The sequence below is a fragment of the Symplocastrum torsivum genome (assembly GCF_059505465.1).
Genome location: NZ_JCACKQ010000113.1, coordinates 45,306 through 60,958, shown reverse-complemented (window position 1 = coordinate 60,958; position 15,653 = coordinate 45,306). Strand labels below are relative to the sequence as shown.

General features: G+C 44.2%; 10 protein-coding genes and 1 CRISPR repeat array. Of the genes, 5 read left to right on the top strand and 5 right to left on the bottom strand.

Annotated features, from left to right (window positions below; translation table 11 throughout):
- The first annotated feature begins 386 nt into the window (after window positions 1-386).
- Window positions 387-2,711 carry a PAS domain S-box protein gene (locus AC5JL3_RS26635; protein ID WP_496077346.1) on the top strand — a complete coding sequence of 775 codons (2,325 nt, stop codon included), beginning with the start codon at window positions 387-389 and terminating at the stop codon, window positions 2,709-2,711.
- Window positions 2,712-3,067: 356 nt separating this feature from the next.
- Here AC5JL3_RS26635 and ilvN read toward each other — a convergent pair whose 3' ends face one another.
- Entirely contained in the window at window positions 3,068-3,586 is a 519-nt protein-coding gene (gene ilvN / locus AC5JL3_RS26630) for an acetolactate synthase small subunit (RefSeq protein ID WP_496077345.1), read from the bottom strand.
- A 281-nt stretch (window positions 3,587-3,867) separates the two neighbouring features.
- Here ilvN and AC5JL3_RS26625 point away from each other — a divergent pair, with 281 nt between their 5' ends.
- Window positions 3,868-4,239: a BON domain-containing protein gene (locus tag AC5JL3_RS26625; protein ID WP_496077344.1), complete on the top strand. Its 372-nt coding sequence runs from the start codon at window positions 3,868-3,870 to the stop codon at window positions 4,237-4,239.
- Between the two features lie 190 nt (window positions 4,240-4,429).
- On the opposite strand, the gene AC5JL3_RS26620 is transcribed toward AC5JL3_RS26625, so the two are convergent.
- Window positions 4,430-5,386 carry an alpha/beta fold hydrolase gene (locus tag AC5JL3_RS26620; RefSeq protein WP_496077343.1) on the bottom strand — a complete coding sequence of 319 codons (957 nt, stop codon included), beginning with the start codon at window positions 5,384-5,386 and terminating at the stop codon, window positions 4,430-4,432.
- Between the two features lie 219 nt (window positions 5,387-5,605).
- Between AC5JL3_RS26620 and infC the strand changes: the two genes are divergently transcribed.
- Window positions 5,606-6,148 carry a translation initiation factor IF-3 gene (infC, locus tag AC5JL3_RS26615; RefSeq protein ID WP_496077488.1) on the top strand — a complete coding sequence of 181 codons (543 nt, stop codon included), beginning with the start codon at window positions 5,606-5,608 and terminating at the stop codon, window positions 6,146-6,148.
- A 94-nt stretch (window positions 6,149-6,242) separates the two neighbouring features.
- Window positions 6,243-9,254, top strand: coding sequence for a HEAT repeat domain-containing protein (locus AC5JL3_RS26610; RefSeq protein WP_496077342.1), 3,012 nt, complete (start codon window positions 6,243-6,245; stop codon window positions 9,252-9,254).
- A 174-nt stretch (window positions 9,255-9,428) separates the two neighbouring features.
- Window positions 9,429-9,754: a CRISPR direct-repeat array (repeat unit 37 nt; unit sequence GTTTCAATCCCTGATAGGGATTACATAGCGCTGAAAG).
- A 240-nt stretch (window positions 9,755-9,994) separates the two neighbouring features.
- Here the strand turns inward: AC5JL3_RS26610 and AC5JL3_RS26605 are convergent.
- Complete coding sequence (locus AC5JL3_RS26605; RefSeq protein WP_496077341.1) at window positions 9,995-10,207, bottom strand: hypothetical protein; 213 nt, start codon at window positions 10,205-10,207, stop codon at window positions 9,995-9,997.
- A gap of 364 nt (window positions 10,208-10,571) precedes the next feature.
- Window positions 10,572-11,345 (bottom strand): 1-(5-phosphoribosyl)-5-[(5-phosphoribosylamino)methylideneamino]imidazole-4-carboxamide isomerase, encoded by a 774-nt coding sequence (gene hisA, locus AC5JL3_RS26600; protein ID WP_496077340.1) that lies wholly within the window; start codon window positions 11,343-11,345, stop codon window positions 10,572-10,574.
- 133 nt (window positions 11,346-11,478) lie between these two features.
- Here hisA and AC5JL3_RS26595 point away from each other — a divergent pair, with 133 nt between their 5' ends.
- Window positions 11,479-13,509, top strand: a complete 2,031-nt coding sequence (locus tag AC5JL3_RS26595) for an alpha/beta hydrolase (protein ID WP_496077339.1) — start codon at window positions 11,479-11,481, stop codon at window positions 13,507-13,509.
- A gap of 122 nt (window positions 13,510-13,631) precedes the next feature.
- Here AC5JL3_RS26595 and AC5JL3_RS26590 read toward each other — a convergent pair whose 3' ends face one another.
- The gene (locus AC5JL3_RS26590; RefSeq protein ID WP_496077338.1) at window positions 13,632-15,317 is read right to left on the bottom strand and encodes a transglutaminase domain-containing protein; all 1,686 of its coding nucleotides are present in this window, start codon (window positions 15,315-15,317) and stop codon (window positions 13,632-13,634) included.
- Window positions 15,318-15,653 lie beyond the last annotated feature (336 nt).

The following is a 15,653-nucleotide window of genomic DNA, read 5'->3' as shown; positions in this document are numbered from 1 at the left end:
CTGGCTCTGGGCGTATAAGAAAGCTTTTTTTGTTAAGAAATGTTGAGGACGTAAAGCCAAGCAAATTCTTAAAGCTAGGTCAGTGTGGTGTAGGCTAGGAGCTAGTTTGGAGATTTGCATTTACTTCTACTATTGATAAAAAAATTCTAAAATTCCTTCAGTTATTCTCGTCAGAGATGTTAATCTATTTTAATTAGAGTGGGAATTTTGATAATTTGGCATCTACCTTTCAGCAGAAAAGATTTTAGCTCGTAAAATCAAAATAAGAAGACATAAAGTAGAAAGTTCTTACTCAGGGTGTATCCAATTCAACATCTGAAAAAGCTACACAAGAGTCAATAGGAAAAAGACTCCAGATATTCACCCAGCCCCCCTGATAGGAAGCTATGTTACCTCTAAAACTTGATCAGCAAAATGCTGCCCTCGCAGCTAAGGGTGACACCCCTTTGGAAACTTCCTTCCAAGAGTTACCCCTTGGTGTGTTGGTTATGGGAGGGCAGGGTGAAATCCGCTCAGTGAATCAGGCAGCACTGAATCTGCTGGGACTAACATACACTCAGTTAGTTGGTCAAACGCCACTTGACCCCGATTGGCATGTGATCCAAGAAGATGGAACACCGTTCCAACTCAAGCTTCAGTCGGCACCAGTACGGGCAAGACAAGCATTGCTGCTGCTTTCAACCCGTAAGGCGATACGCAACTTAGTTTTAGGTGTTTATCGACCGACAAATCGCGATCGCATCTGGTTGTCGGTCAATACTGTACCAATGATCAACTCAGATGGTTGTCTGGAGGAAATCATTTGCAACTTAAGCGACATTACCAACCTCAAGGTTGGAGAACAACTCTCAAGAATTTATGAATGCTTTTCTCGGCTGGGTGCAGACCCCGATGAGAATATTAATTGCCTAACCGCACTAGCAGGAGAATTACTGGCTGGGACTTGGGCACTCTACAATCGACTGCATCAAGGCTTACTTTGGTCATTCGGTCAATGGCGTACACCACCGGATTTTAGTATTGTTAGCGAACCGAAAAACCAAATCTGCAAGGAGGTTATTCAGCAGGGCGGCGAACAAGTATTCGTGTTTAACGACCTGCAAAACTCAAATTATGCTCAAAACAATCCTTTGATTCTTTCTTGTCAGTTGCAAACGTATGTAGGAAAAGCCGTCAGATGCAGTGGTGAATATGTTGGTTCACTGTGTGTGCTTTATCAAAACAATTTTGTGCCGAGTGAAGCCGACAAAAAGCTGATGGGGATTATCGCTGCTGCCATTGGTGTTGAAGAGGAACGTAAGCGAGAGGCAGCCGTTTGGGCACAGAATGAAGCCAAATGGCGATCGCTTTTGCAAAACAGCTCTAACTTGATCACCATTTTGGAAGCAGATGGCACAATTCGCTATGCAAGCCCTGCGCTGCAAAATATTTTGGGCTACAAGCCAAAGGAGTTGATTGGCAAAAATACCTTTGAATTTCTGCATCCAGACGATGTTTCTTTAGTCAAAGATGACCTTCAACGAGTCGTTCAAGACCCAACCACTGAGTTTTCAATAGAACTACGCTTCCGGCACAAGGAAGGCTCATGGCGCTATTTGGAGTCAACCTACAGCAATCTATTGATGGATGCACCCACCCGCTTAGTTGTTAACTCCCGCGACATTACAGAACGAAAAGAAGCAGAAGCTGCCCTTATACAATCAGAAGCACAATTGCGAGAAAAAGCCGCTCAGCTAGAACAAGCCTTACACGAACTGCAAGAGACTCAAACTCAATTAATCCAAACCGAGAAAATGTCGAGTTTGGGGTTATTGGTGGCTGGGATTGCCCATGAAATCAACAATCCTGTCTCTTTTATCTACGGTAATATCCCCCACGCAACTCATTACACTCAAGACCTGCTACACCTCATTGACCTCTACAGACAGCAGTATCCCAACCCAGCACCCGCAATTCAAGCCGAAGTCGAGGCAATTGACTTAGATTTCCTCAGCAGGGACTTACCGAAAGTTATGGATTCAATGCAGCTTGGTGCAGAACGGATTCGTCAGTTGGTGCTGTCGTTGCGAAACTTTTCTCGCTTGGACAAGGCAGCTAGGGCACCTGTGGATTTGCACCAAGGTATTGATAACACCTTACTTCTGTTACAGCACCGCTTAAAAGCAAGAGCCGGAAATCCAGGAATTCAGGTTATCAAAGAGTATGGAATGTTGCCGCCAGTCGAGTGCTATGCAGGGCAACTCAACCAAGTGTTCATGAATATTCTCAGCAATGCAATCGATGCTTTAGAAGAAGCACGAGAAACAGATTCTATCCTTGAACAGGAAACGAGAAGCGGCTGTGTGAATACCTCAACATCTGTACCTCAAGTCGCTCCGCAAAAACCGGCAATCCGGATTCTTACAGAAGCCCAAGATGACAACACAGTACTTATTCGCATCATAGATAATGGGCCTGGAATACCGCCTCAGATGCAACAACAGATATTTGACCCCTTTTTTACAACCAAGTCGGTGGGTAAAGGGACAGGGTTAGGTTTGTCAATCAGCTTTCAGATTGTTGTTGACAAACACGGTGGACACTTGAAATGTTTTTCAACACCAGGAGAGGGAACAGAATTCTCTATTGTGCTGCCAGTGCAGATAAAGGAGTCCGAAAGCTGCCAAGAAAGTCTTCACGAAGAAGTCGTGAAACGAGCGTTCGCTCATTGAGTCTCTTGCAAAAGTCGAAATGTATAGCAAAAGGCAGAGGGCAGAAGGGATGCATATTGATGGGTCTTGGTTTCAGTATTTGGCGAGAGTCAACAGTCGCCTTGGCGACTGCTATATCAGTAGGGGCAAAGCATTCGTGCCTTGATTTACGGCACTTATGAGGGAATTTTTACACGAATGCTTCGCCCTTCAAGGATTTTTGCAAGAGGCACCATGAGCTACGGTCACAACAAAAGGATGAAAGTAGACTTTCAAGATGGGTCTATTGAGAGAACTCACAGTAATAAACTCTCCCCTTCCTTTTCCTGCGTTCGCAACGGGTGAGAAACTTTTATCTCGGAACCTCTAGCGTTCAACTAAATCTTTGCTTCCAGAGATTTGAGATATTCGGTATTCACCCCTGACTCACGAGTTAGAGCGATTTTGCCAGTACGGGCGATTTCACGGATACCAAACTTACCTAAAACCTGGACGATCGCAACGATCTTACCAGGGTCTCCCACAACTTCTATAGTCAGGGAATCCTCAGCAATATCTACTACACGGGCACGGAATACCTGAGCCAGTTCAATAATTTCTGAGCGCGTTGAACTCGTCGCATTCACCTTAATCAGCATCAATTCCCGTTCAACACAGGGGGTAGTGGTGATGTCTTGTACTTTCAGTACGTTGATTAGCTTGTAGAGTTGCTTGGTCAACTGCTCAATACTGTTGTCATCTCCGGGTACCACCATCGTAATCCGGGAGATACCCACCTGCTCGGCTGGACCGACAGCGAGACTTTCAATGTTAAAGCCACGACGGGCAAATAATCCGGCAATTCGGGTTAGGACTCCGGCTTCATCTTCGACCAAAACTGAAAGAGTATGTTTCATTGGTTAGAACAAGGACACCGCGCTGATGTGAGCGATCGCCAAAATTTTGAAGTCATTTTAGCGTAGAACTTTCTATCTTATCGCGGTCTATCACAACGGCAAAACCACCCAAACTACTACTGCTCATGAACAAGTAATTTGTAGCTAGAGGAACTCCTACACCAAAAGTCAGAGTATTAACGAAACCTTAATATGTTTTTGGGCAGATGCGCTTGATTTCAAGATTTATCCATAATCCCATAAGATGTAAGACGATCTAGTGTTATTGGAGTGTAAAAACTATGGGTTGGTTACAAAGACTATTTGGTATGGGCAAACCCAAGAATGCCCAGGTTAATCCTCCGGCTGCTCAGCCTACAGCAACTCAAGCGCCCGCAGCTACTGGTGGTGCCCAAACAGAACAGGTTCCTCCAGAGCGAGTTGGTTTGAATGGAGAATACGACCAAAGTGGTCTTGCTAAGCGGGTTGCTTTAGCGTTTGATGAAGACCCAGATCTGGATGATGTTGATACCCTTTATGTTGCCCAAACTGGCGGCACTGTTGTTTTCAAAGGTAAAGTTCCCAGCCAAGCCATTCTTGACAAAATGGTTAGTGTTGCAAGAGGTGTTAGTGGTGCAACTGGCGTTGAAACAAACCAGGTAAGTATTGGCTAAATTTTTCTCTTCACAGGCGAAACGGCATTAATCAGATTTAGTCTCTATGCTCTCTACTACGCCTCGTTGGTAGAGAGCTTTTTAACGTAATCAAATGCCAATATAAGCATCTATGTCATAGCTAGCTGACATTTGCAATTGTTGTTGCAATGCGCTAAGACAATACAGCTAATGAAGACAATTTCAGCATTTAAGTCGTCGCAGATAGTGACGAGGCTCTGGTGTCTTTTGTATTTGTACACTTAGCAGCAAGCCAATCTAACAAAACTTGATTCACTTGCTCAGGGCATTCATCCTGGGGACAGTGACCCGCATTATCTATCTCAACTAACTCTAAATTTGAGTTAAGGGTGACAAACTGTCGTGCTAACTGCGGGGGAATCATCCGGTCTTGACGCCCCCACATTAAAAGTAGGGGCATATTTAAGGTTGGTAAGACCGTTTTGACACGAGGACCAAACTCAGCCGAGGTCATTGCTTTAAAAAGGGCGCTAAACGTTGCTGCGGCTCCTCGATCTTGAGCTGGCCCTGTTAAAATTTCCACTAATTCAGCCGTAACCGCTGCGGGAGTCGCATAAGCAAGCCCTACCCACTTACGAACAATTGGAGGGCGTCGTACTACATAAAAAAGGCTTTTTAACACGATAGGTGATGCAACTAGACCTTCCACCGTTGTAACTATTGGTCGTAACCAGCTAGGAAGTGCCTCTTCTCGCAGCGAAAAATCAGGTAAGTTGATCATGGCAATGCCTTTCACCATTTCTGGATGAGCGGCAGCAGCAGCAAGACAAACCAGCGAACCAATGGAGTTGCCGACAAGAACGACTGGCTGTCGGATAAAGGTTTGCCAAAATTCATAAACCTGGTCTACCCAGAGGTCAACCTTGTAGTTAGCAGATGCCTTTCGGGATGCACCAAACCCAAGCATATCCAAGGCATAAACAGTGTGATGTTGACCAATCACTTCTAAATTGTGGCGCCAGTGTCCAATTGAGGCTCCAAACCCATGCAGTAGCAAAACTGGTGTTGCTAGCTCTTCTTGAGTGGCTTGTGGTGCGCGAAAATAGGTATAGCGGGTTTGCCAGCCTCGCCAAACCCAGTCCCGTTGACTACCAACTCGTTGCTGCCAATGCACGGACGTTATCACAAAAAGCCTCAACTTCAAGAACGTTTACAAACCCTCTTCCATTTTAATGACTTCCCCTGAGCGGCGTGTCCTAGAATGACGGCTTTACAGCGTATAGAGTTTCCCTACACTCAGCGATTGGGAAGATACATTAACAAGCTCAACAGAAATTTGATAAGACTCAGTAAAATGGCAAGTGTACATTAAGCCTACTCTTTATCAACCCTCCAACACCTACAAATCAAACAAACGCCTGTGATTGATAAAAGACGCCAACGCGATCTACCCCAAATTAACGAAAGAATTCGCTTTCCCAAGATTCGAGCCATCGACAAAGATGGAGGACAGTTGGGGATACTCACGCCTCAAGAAGCCTTACGCATCGCTGAGGAACAAGAGTTGGATCTCGTCTTAGTTAGCGACAAGGCAGATCCGCCAGTGTGTCGCATCATGGACTACGGCAAGTACAAATTTGAGCAAGAAAAGAAAGCTCGCGAAGCCCGGAAGAAGCAGCATACGGCTGATGTCAAAGAAGTGAAGATGCGCTACAAGATTGAGGATCACGACTATCAGGTTCGTGTCAATCAAGCGGTGCGTTTTCTCAAAGATGGTGATAAGGTCAAAGCCACGATTACCTTCCGAGGGCGAGAAATTCAACATAGCGACTTAGCCGAGGATTTGCTCAAGCGCATGGCAACGGATTTGGAACAAGTAGCAGAAGTCCAGCAAGCGCCAAAACGTGAAGGTCGCAACATGATGATGCTGCTTTCTCCAAAAAAATGATTAATGGTTAATGGTCAGTGGTCAGTCGTCAGTGGTCAGTGACCATCAGGGGAACAACTGGCAACTGACGAATGACAACTGACAAATTTGACAAATGAAACTGCAACCTCGTGCTCATGTTCAGGGTGTCTGGGTACGGAAAATCCTCCAATGGGTGAATCTTCGCCCAGAAGAAGGTGAACGAACATTCTTTATGTTCGTGTTCTACACCGTCACCTCAATTGGTCTGCTTTGGTTTGAACACAGCACAGTGGCACTGTTCTTAGACAAGTACAGTGCCAAGTGGTTGCCAGTCATTTACATCGCCAGTGCCTTGATGTGTTCTGGGTTGGGTGTTTTGTATTCCTGGCTACAAAGCATCTTACCAATGCGGATTGTCTTGGTGGCGATCGCATTTTTCACGGCTTTCCCATTAGTAATCTGTCGTCTGGCACTAAATATTGATTACTTAGACGGTCTCATTGCTTTGGGTACCGTCTTTCTCTTGCGCTTGTGGATGGATGCAGTAGAAGTCCTCAACGACCTCAATTCCCAAGTCGCTGCCAATCAACTGTTCAATATTCGGGAGATTAAACGCGCCTACCCATTAATTTCTAGTGGCCTTTTAGTCGCAGACGTAATTTCAGGCTTCTCCTTGCCGCTTCTGCTATTCCTTGTTGGGCTAGAAAATGTAATTATTGTCGCGGCTGTCATGATGCTGTTAGCGGCGGGAACATTGTTCTACTTGGCTCAGCGCTATCAGCAAGCCTTTCCCAACTCTCCAATGCGCCAGTGGGAAGATGAGGAGGACGAATTCACCGTCCGTCGTACCAGTGGACCTCTGCGACGGTACATTATTCCCTTATTTGCCTTTTTTATCCTGGGTGAAGCGCTTTATCTCCTGATTGAATTTCAGTACCTCGGTCAATTAGAGGAAAACTTGGATGCCTCTGATATTGCAGGTTTCCTGGGTTTATTCAGCGGATGTGTTGGGCTATTTGAACTCGTTAGCCAAGTGTTTATCTCCAGTCGGGCAATTGACCGATTAGGCGTCTTTGTTGCTGCGATGATGTTGCCCGCCTCGTTGTCAATCATAGGCTTGATGACGTTAACGGGATTGCTAGATTTCGTGATTGAGCTTATCCGTAATGTTTTTGCCTTACCGGAATTGATTACGGGGCTGTTTATTGGACTCATCTTGCTTAGGTTCGTTGATGAGCTATTGCGATATACCTTAATCGCTGGCATTGAACCCGTACTCTTCCAACCTCTGCAAGAAGCCATCCGCAATTCCATCCAGACTTCAGTACAGGGCATTGCTGAACCGACAACCACAGGCATTACTGGTATTGGGATTTTAGCAACGATTTGGCTGTTTCACTGGGTATTTCCAGGACAGTCGGAAGTGATATTGCAGCAATGGCAAAGTTGGGTATTTATCTTTGCGATTGTGATGTTTTCGCTAATCTGGCTATTGAGTGCCTGGTTATTGCGTTCAAGTTATGTCAGTTTGCTGGTTCAGAGTGCTGAGCAAGGACGGCTGGGTTTTTCGGATGTAGACTTGCGGGCATTTAAGCGGGCAGTGGTAGAAGCCTTAGAGCAACCGGGTACGGAAGCTGATAAACGCTCTTGTATTCAACTGCTATACCAAATTGACCCAACGAATGTTGGTGAAGTGCTAGCACCACTATTGCCTCGGCTATCAGTAGCACTGCAGCGCCAGAGTTTGGAGGCGATGCTAGAAAATCCCAACCCAGCTTACTTAAATGATGTTCAAGTCCTAATTGATCAAAAACCACCAGCAGAAGTGCTTGCGTTGGCACTGCGCTATGTTTGGCTAACTCAACCTGAACTGGAGGTTCGCGCAATTAAACATTATCTGCACTCGGCTGTTGATCCAACAGTGCGAGGGACAGCAGCGGCTTTAATTCTGCGTCGAGGAACACCGACAGAGAAGGCAGAAGCAACGAATACTCTGCGCCGGATGCTCACCTCAAAACGGGAACGTGAGCGGGTGATGGCGACTAGAGCGCTGGGAGAGGCTGATTATTTGCAAGCGCTTAGGCTTTATATTCCCAGTCTTTTGCAGGATGAGTCATTGCGAGTGCGCTGTGCCTTACTTGAGGTTATTGCGGCAACACGGTTGGAAGAGTATTATCCGTCGCTGGTTCGAGGACTGTACTACAAATCTACTCGCGAGGCAGCTAGAGGGGCTTTAGTTCGTCTTGGGGATGAAGCTATTCCGTTGTTGTTGGAGTTGGCGGAAGATACCCATAAACCTGATTTGGTGAGGTTACAAGCTTGGACGGCATTGGGTGAGGTAGGGACACCAGAAGCCTTAAACCAATTAGTGCGACAGTTGATGACGAGTTGGGATAAGACACGCCGTAATATTCTTCGTATCCTCCTGAAAATCCCGAATGAAGCGGGGATTGAGGGAGTACTTGACCGCTTGGGTCGTAGCGGAGTAGAAACCTTAATCGAGCAAGAGTTATTGTTTTTAGGTCAGATTTATGCAGCGCTTCTCGACCTAGGGGCAGATAAAATTTCTGGACGAGAGGCAGAGTTGCTACGACGGGCGCTACAAGATACACAAACTGACTTGTTTGAGCGGTGCTTCTTGTTAATGAAGTTCCTTTATCCGGTAAGCGCGATTCAAGCGGCTGCCTTCAATCTAGAGTCGGAATCACGGACGAATATTGCCTTGGCGATAGAAATTCTGGATAATACGATAGATATTCCACAGAAACGAGCCTTTTTGGCAATTTTAGACCGCCGTTCTACGACTGAGAAGCTTGCTTCCTTGGAGGAGTTGGTTCCTTATCAACCGATGAGTCCAAGCGATCGCTTACGGCGGTTGATTGATTTACGCCATTTCTTGGCAGATTGGCCTTTAGCTTGTTGTTTTCATTTGGCGAGGGCTGCTCACTGGAGTCTAACTCCAGAAGGAACGCTAGTATGTCTACGTCATCCTATAGGTTTTGTTCGGGAAGCTGTTTTGACGTATCTAAAAGCGGCTTCTCCTCGTGCTTGTATGGAGTTGTTACCAGCATTGAAAGCGGATTCAGATCGTTTAGTTGCTGCTCAAGTTCAGCAGATGATTGAAGAGTTAGGTCAAGTTAGCTAGTCGTCAGATGTAAGCGGGAAGTAGGCAGAAGATTTTGCACATTAGGTGATGTAGTCGTAGAGAGAGCAATCATACCGAATCCGGGTCAACTACCCCTTTTTCGGCAACCCATAAAACTTTGTAGAGACGTTCCGCCGGAACGTCTCTACGACTAGAACTATAGAACCGGATTTGGTATCAATCCCTGAAAGGGATTACATAGCGCTGAAAGAGGAGAACTACAAAGAATTCAAAGCAGATATTAAAGTTTCAATCCCTGATAGGGATTACATAGCGCTGAAAGGAAAGGGCTTAAGACCAGACTGGGCGATCGCCTTGTTTCAATCCCTGATAGGGATTACATAGCGCTGAAAGCCGCTTAAGTATCAAACCCCGACGACGCTTAGACTCGTTTCAATCCCTGATAGGGATTACATAGCGCTGAAAGCAGATCAGACTGCTTTTTATAAAACTTGCCGATTAAGTTTCAATCCCTGATAGGGATTACATAGCGCTGAAAGAGCGGGATGCTGAAAAGCTTGCTGTATGTAGTTTTCAATGTGCAGTTGCGCGAATGACTTAATCATTTCAAAAAAATCACTATCTGTCAACAGGCAAAATCGCTCAAACCCTTGCTGTGACTAATGCGCGAATCGTTGATTAGCTATAATGGCTTGTAACCCTTGATCTAATTAGCCATACCGCCTCAAACGTAGCTTATTCAAAAAAACACCTACCCATTCGCGCATTTGCCACTACGCCTAAAAACGATAGCCAGAGAAATTTTTTCTGCTGTGTTCAGGAAAATTCCAAAGATAGGACATTGCACACTGAAAGTTTTGTAAGAATAGCTGATCTTCTAAACTTAATTCAGCTTGTTTAAGACTTTTGAGGCATTTGTAACGCACAATTGCTTGTTCCTGGAAGTGATATCTATCTAGATCAGGAAGATGTTCATCGTTAGCTTTTGGCATTTTAAGGTTGTCTCCTGGATTGGTACTGTCAATTTGGGAGGAAGTCCTGCTAGACAGATGACTGCAATCATTTGCCTAGGGGGCATTGCTATTGTTAAGTTAAACAAATTTTGCCACATTCGCAGAATCGCAGCTCACGGAATTAATAGTTCATTCCTTTTATATATTCCTTGAGATGTATTACTTTTGAGAGGCTCAATGGCTATCAAGTTGCTGTGTGGTTAAGCTAACGTATACAGCGGGGAAGGGCGAGCATTTGGATAGCAAAATCATCGTTTTTTCCTCTAACTTATCGTCCAAATGCCTCGCCCCTACAGAGTGCAATAATTCAAATCAACAAAAGTGTAATCACACTTTGCATACCTTAAGCAAATGACGAAAAGCCTAGATCTGGAGGAATATCCTGTAAACGTCCTGAGCCAACGGCTTGAATGGCTTCTTTCAAAAGAATATCACCCGTGTAGAGCGCACGACCAACAATAACACCACTAACTCCTAGCGGTTCGAGGGCAAGTAAACTTAAAAGGTCGGTAATTGAACTAACACCACCAGAGGCAATAACAGGAATAGAAATACCTGTAGCCAGTTCTCTCAAAGCATCTAAATTTGGTCCAGCAAGTGTACCATCACGGTGGATGTCAGTATAAATGATCGCCGCAACTCCCAGTTGAGCCATCTGCCCAGCAAGATCTGTTGCCTTCACCTCTGACGTTTCCAACCAACCACGAGTTGCAACCAAGCCATTGCGTGCATCGATACCAATCACGATTTGTCCTGGAAATTCTTTGCACAGTTGTTCTACCAGTGGGTGATCTTCCACAGCGGCTGTGCCTAAAATAACTCGCTGGACACCAGTAGACAAAAGTTGAGCAACACCAACGCGATCGCGTAAACCCCCTCCAACTTGCACGGGTACAGAGACGGCTTGCACAATCGCTGCGATCGCTTGAGTATTCACTGGATGACCCACTTTAGCACCATCTAAGTCAACAATATGCAGTCGTGTGGCTCCTTGATCAACCCATTGTTTGGCAACATCAGCAGGGTTATCGTTAAATACTTGCGATCGCGCATAATCTCCCTGATACAATCGCACACAACGACCTTCGAGTAAATCAATGGCTGGAATAACTTCCATCGGTAATTTCTAAACTCGCTTCATGAAAAATCAACTAATCCTCAATTTAGACCATTAAGGATTAACATGAGAATACAATAAGCCTCTTTTATCACCATTGATTTAAACAACTAAAAATAAATATCATTCAAATATGAGTAAATCTTTAATTTCAATATTCTCTTTATCGGAAGAAGAAAATCCTAAAATCCCTGGATATTTTGTAGAGAGTACTGCCCCAATTAACGTAGAAGGAGATACTCCACAAGCTCATAAGCATTCAACGGCGAAAGAAGCGGAGCAAAATCTCAACAAGATTGCAGAGTTACTATTTAATAAATTAGATACACGAATTAATAATCCAGAAAATAGAAAAGACTTTGTTGAGATAGTTTTTGCTATCCATGGCTTCAATAATAGCCGCGCAGCTACCAAAGCTCGGTATCAAGAAATTTATAACTATATCAAAACAGATAGTAGTCAACAAGTTCAAGACCGAGCCAACAAATTAATGTTCATTGGCTATCGATGGCCGTCAGAAACATTAGTTGGTGATGAACCAGGAGGGGTTTGGCAAAAGCTGTGTGCTGCTTTTACTGCTTTGCCACTTCTAGCTAGAGCTATGTTAATTGGTGGGATTATTGGCATTGGGCTTTCAATGCTACCACAGGTACGTCAATTTATGTATACCAATCCTTTTTTCTATATCAATGCCATTATTTTATTGGTTTTAATGGTTTTGTTTTTCTTTGTTATCAGTTTAATTCTATTAAGGGCACTGGTTTATTTTCGAGATAATTATAGAGCTAGTAATTTTGGAGTTCCTGATTTAGTTGAATTTATTCGACAACTTGATAAAGCTTTAGTTAACCAAGTTAAAGAGAAATATATCCACAACATTAGCTTGATTAACAAGCTAAAAGAACAATTTAATTACAAAGTCAAGAATGCGCTGAATCCAGAATTGCAAGCTATTGTTAATGAGCAAGACTTAGAACTGATATGTAATCAAGTCGTCGAAAGCTATTGTAAAGATAAGACAGTTAGTTTAGAAGAATTCGATGAATCTTGGATTTTCAAAAAGACTACTTCTTCTATCACAAAACAAGACTTTGAAGAGATTGTAAAACTAGCAACAAGATTGATTGCTAGAGATGTAGAAGATGAATTTCATGAGTTAAGAGAAGCTGCAATAGAATTACTCGAAAATCAAGCTAAAAGGTATTGGAAAGAGCGGAATCGAATCAAGCTGACATTCATAGGTCATAGTATGGGAGCTTATGTTGTTACTAATGCTGTTAGACTCCTTTCCAATGTATTTGACTTAAGTTCAGTAGGAACTTTAGGCTCAACGAAGAAAGTCCCTGCTTTAACAATTGGGCGTGCCTTCTGCTTTGGGCGTTTACTTCTTATATCCCCAGATATTCCAATTAATACCATCCTCTCAGGACGAGCAAACTTCTTACGTTCGTCTTTGCGCCGCTTTGAAGAAGCCTACTTGTTTAGTAATGAAGGAGATTTAGCGCTAAGGTTAGCCTCAACAGTTGCTAACTATATCTTTTTTCCTGCGAGTACACGAGAAAGTGGCTATCGTCTAGGTAATGTTGCCATCAAAAATAATCAAGGCAGTGGAATCGTCAATCTAGAACAACTGAAGCAATATCAAAAGTTATCTCAAAATGAAGTACTAGAGAGCCTTTTCGTGGACTCGTTCGATCTACAACAATCTCTCAAAGATATTCAGAAAAGATATCACGGCTTCCAAGGAACTGAAGAAGAAATTGCCAGCTTATTTACTTACTTTGATTGTACAGATTATACAGATCAGATAATTAAACCAAATTCTGCCCTTCAAAGAGTGCTTAGCCTGAAAAGAGGAAGATGGGAGCCTGGTTTAATTTATTACATCCGCTTAACGCTGGCTTCAGCTTTAAGGAAAATCAATACTCACGGCGGTTACTTTGATGGGCAATTTACCCAACAATTGATGTATAGGCTGGCTTTTCTGGGCTTTGGCGGTTTCCTAGATTCGTTAAGCCAGAATAACCGCCAGTCTGCTCTAGATTATCTCTGTGAAGAGTGCGATCGCAGAAAAATTCAGGTTCTTCTCTCCCCAGCACGTTATGAAATCGATATTCTAGGATGCGATCGCCAACGAATCAGGCGGGAAATGCTCAAGTCATAAGCCTAAGGTGTGTTTACCTGGCAGCCTAGAGTCACCAAGGGGAAGCCCAGTATTGAGAGAGGGGGTTGGGGGTGAGGGCAGGAGATTGTTTGCAAAACTGAATGCTCCCCAGTCGCTTAGACTTATTCTGACTCTGATGGCACCAATTCCTCCAGAATTGTAAACCTTACATGATTAATTGCTAACTCTCCAATCGAAGCATTTTCTTTATTAACGGGAGCACCTTCACTGCGGAGGCTTTCAAAAGTAATCCCTTTCCCTAATTCCATGTGATACCAAGCAAGACCCATGAAAAAGCGAGTAGGATAGGGTCCACCTTCAGTAATGTCATCAGGATTGGATTCCATTGGTAGCCAGCCTATGCCAGGAACGTAAAATTCCATCCAAACATGATTAAAGTCTGGCTCTAAAGGGACACCCATTTTATCAGCATGGGCAGGACATTTATAGCGACCAACGGTACGACAGGCGATACCATTGAGGCGTCCTAAAGCGAGTAGAACACCTAAGTATTCCCCGCAGGAACCTACCCCTCGCGCTAATGCTACGTCTGGACTATCGATGTGAGGTTTAATACCGTAGGAAAGTTTGTCGTAAACATAATTGCGGATATTGTAAATCTTCCGCAGAAGATTTGTTTCACGACCAATTGCTTCACGGGCAGCCTGACGAATAATCTCCGTATCCATAGCAAGGTCATCATTATCCACTAAATACCGCTCTTCAAAGTCTGGCGGCAACTCTGGTATGTTTTCGACATCTCTTGGTGTCAGGCGGTATTTAATGCTCCAAACTTCTAAAAGGGCTTTCCAGCCAAATAGATGCCGTTCACCAGGTTTGAGGGTGTCAAATTTAAAGACGGCAACTCGCTGATCGTTGTGAAGTTCTTCTGTGAAAGGGATGCCTACTGGCTCTACTTTCCTGACCTTTTGCCGATCAGTTTCTGCCGGCAAAGCAATGCGCCATTCTACGTCTTTTAACTCTACATCTTCGAGGGGAGCAAGTTCCTCGACATACGACATTTCAATCAAATAGCCACTAGAGAGGGCACAACGACGTTCAGGGTCGTAACGAAAGTGCAGAGGATGAATAAATGTGCGATCGCGATACTGTAGTTCGTAGTTAGGGTCGGCGTTTGGGTTATCCCGGATGTAGGGTTCTTCGCTAGCATAGGCAACATAAAGGATATCTTGCCCTGTTTGAGGGTCAGTGTGAAACGCTAAGCCCGTAGGGTTTTCAAAAGGGGTTAAAACGCTAAATTGAATTTCACCCGTAGCGCGGTCAAGGCAAAAAACGCTCTGTTCCTGTGCGTCTGAGACCCAAAGTTCTTCATCACGTACTGTAATATTCTCTACTCCAACGCCTGGGGCACGTAGCCGAGTAATCTCACGGCCTGTGTTGCGGCTGTAAACAAGAATATAGCCAGCTTTTTCGCAGGTGACATAGATCGTTGAGTCTTTAATAGCGATTCCATTCGCTGTGTACGGTAAGGTAACAAAGTGCTGAAGCTCTGAAGCCCCGTTTAGCGGACAGAAGTAAACATTATCGTTTATCGTCAACCATACAGTGTCTCCTAAGAGAGCTAAACCTGTAGCATCAGCAAAATCTAACTCACGGGATGGGTTCAAAATTTTGGTGTTATTGCTCAGGGGATCGATTTGCAATAGATAACCATTGGTTGAATCAATAGCAATCAGTGTGTCTCCCTGAAATGCGATACCTTGCAAAGCAGAGACAGCAATTGGTCTAATTGTGCGGAACCAAGGATTTTGCTTTTGTAGAACAGAGGAGGCTAAATTAGTAATCATACTGACGATAGATGAAGTTTATGTAACAGTGGAACTTAGGGGATTGTCTAAGGAATTACTCCTCCATGTCGTTTTTGAGCCGTTGTTTGCTGTTCAGAGTTCCTTGGCAATTGTTTTTGACCACTGAACGACTGACCACAAACCCTTCAAGCGTGCATCAGCTCAAGCGATCGCAAAAGCCAAACACATTAGCGTAGCCCAACCGTTGGGTTCAGGGTTGTTTAGAACGAGCGCCAGTGACAGCTTAGTTGTTTTTGTTCAACCTCAAAGGGTAGCAAGGCTTTCAATGTCTCAAGTGATAACAATCAAAACCAAGCCAGATGCTCGTATTAGAAC